This window comes from Pseudomonas sp. SG-MS2 (genome assembly GCF_009933855.1).
GTDB classification, from domain to species: Bacteria; Pseudomonadota; Gammaproteobacteria; order Pseudomonadales; family Pseudomonadaceae; genus Aquipseudomonas; species Aquipseudomonas putida_E.
The window spans coordinates 1-1,903 of the sequence record NZ_MOMO01000116.1; the positions used below are offsets into that span (position 1 = coordinate 1).

Below are 1,903 nucleotides of genomic sequence, written 5' to 3' on the forward strand. Positions count from 1 at the left end.
GGCCAGCGCCAGGCGGGCTTTTTCGCCCCCGGAGAAATTCACCACCGGCTCGTCCACGCGGTCGCCATGGAAGTCGAACCCGCCGAGGAAGTCACGCAGGGTCTGCTCGCGCTCGGCCGGCGCAATGCGCTGCAAGTGCAACAGCGGGCTGGCCTTGTCGTCCAGCGAGTCCAGCTGATGCTGGGCGAAGTAACCGACTGCCAGGTTCTCACCCAGCACCAGGCGGCCCGACAGCGGCGCTAGTTCGCCGGCAAGGTTCTTGATCAGGGTCGACTTGCCGGCGCCGTTAGGGCCCAGCAGGCCGATGCGCGCACCGGGCACCAGCTGCAGCTTGACCTTGTCGAGGATCGCCTTGTCGCCATAGCCCAGACAGCCTTCGGAAAGGCTCAGCAACGGGCTGGAAATCTTCTGCGATTCACGGAAAACGAAGTCGAACGGCGAATCGACGTGCGCAGCCGACAGCTCTTCCATGCGCTCCAGGGCCTTGATCCGGCTCTGCGCCTGACGGGCCTTGGTGGCTTGGGCCTTGAAGCGGGCAATGTACTTTTCCATGTGCGCACGCTGGGCCTGTTGCTTCTCGTAGGCTTGCTGCTGCTGCGCCAGGCGCTCGGCACGGGTGCGTTCGAAGGCGGTATAGCCACCCTTGTACAGGTTCAGCTTGCGCTGCTCGACGTGCAATACATGGTCGACAACAGCATCCAGGAAATCGCGGTCGTGGGAAATCAGCAACAGCGTGCCCGGGTAGCCCTTGAGCCAGTCTTCGAGCCACAGGATCGCATCGAGGTCCAGGTGGTTGGTCGGTTCGTCGAGCAGCAGCAGGTCGGATGGGCACATCAGGGCCTGGGCCAGGTTCAGGCGCATCCGCCAGCCACCGGAGAAGTCGCCGACGCGGCGGTCCATCTGCTCGTTGGTAAAACCAAGACCGGCCAGCAATTTGCGCGCACGGGCATCGGCGGTATAGCCGTCAGCGCTTTCCAGCTCACTGTGCAGGCGTGCCAGGGCCGTGCCGTCGTGGGCCGTCTCGGCCACGGCGAGCTCGGCCTGGACCTTGCGCAGGCGCGCGTCGCCATCAAGCACATAGTCCACGGCCAGGCGATCGAGCGTATCGACCTCCTGACGCATGTGGGCGATGCGCCAGTCACCCGGCAGCTGGCAGTCGCCACCATCAGGCGACAGCTCACCGCGCAGCAAGGCGAACAGGCTGGATTTTCCGGCGCCGTTAGCGCCGATCAGGCCGGCCTTGTGACCGGCGTGCAGGGTCATCTCGGCGCCTTCTAGCAAGCGCTGCGGACCACGCTGTAAAGTGAGGTTGGATAGTCTGATCATGATGGTCGCGGAGTCTACCAGCTTCCTCGACCCGGAGCGTAAGTGGAATCATGTACAACGACCTGTGGAATTACGCCCTGGCCCTGTATGCCCGGCCGGGAGTCGAAGCGGCTTGCCTGAGCGTTCAGGCCCAGGGGGGCGATGTGTGCCTGCTGCTGTGCGCGAGCTGGCTGCAAACCCGAGGTGTCGCCGTAGAAGCCGGGCGAATCGACGCTTTGCGCGCCATTGCCGAGCCTTGGCAAACTGAAGTGGTAACGCCGCTACGCAGTTTGCGCCAGCAATGGCGGACGGCCGCACAGCATGACCTGCACCTGGAGGCGTTGCGTGAGCACGTAAAGGGCTTGGAACTGCAGGCGGAGAAGCGCTTGCTGCAACGCCTTGAGGAATGCGCAAGGCAATGGCCCACGGGCTCGCTTGAGCCCGCAGACGATTGGCTGACCAGGCTGGCGCCCGACCAGGTCCGTGGCCACGACTCGCTGGCTCAGCTGCGAGTCGCCGCTACAGGGCTTCAGGAGGCCGAAGACGGCGTCTGAGACGAGGTGCTTGCCGGTGCCGAGGACGGCGCCGGGGTGGCGGG

Annotated in this window: 2 protein-coding genes; one reads left to right on the forward strand and one right to left on the reverse strand. The window is 64.9% G+C overall.

Annotated features, from left to right (window positions below; translation table 11 throughout):
• The coding region (locus BLX42_RS09365) for an ABC-F family ATP-binding cassette domain-containing protein (protein WP_161871649.1) at window positions 1–1,326 on the reverse strand (1,326 nt) is incomplete at its 3' end.
• Between the two features lie 50 nt (window positions 1,327–1,376).
• Between BLX42_RS09365 and BLX42_RS09370 the strand changes: the two genes are divergently transcribed.
• Window positions 1,377–1,859: a TIGR02444 family protein gene (locus tag BLX42_RS09370; protein WP_161871650.1), complete on the forward strand. Its 483-nt coding sequence runs from the start codon at window positions 1,377–1,379 to the stop codon at window positions 1,857–1,859.
• The last annotated feature ends 44 nt before the right edge of the window (window positions 1,860–1,903 follow it).

What these genes read in the sequence shown, in the direction of transcription:
- BLX42_RS09370 (WP_161871650.1), top strand. Translation starts at nt 1,377, where the DNA reads ATGTACAACGACCTGTGGAATTACGCCCTGGCCCTGTATGCCCGGCCG.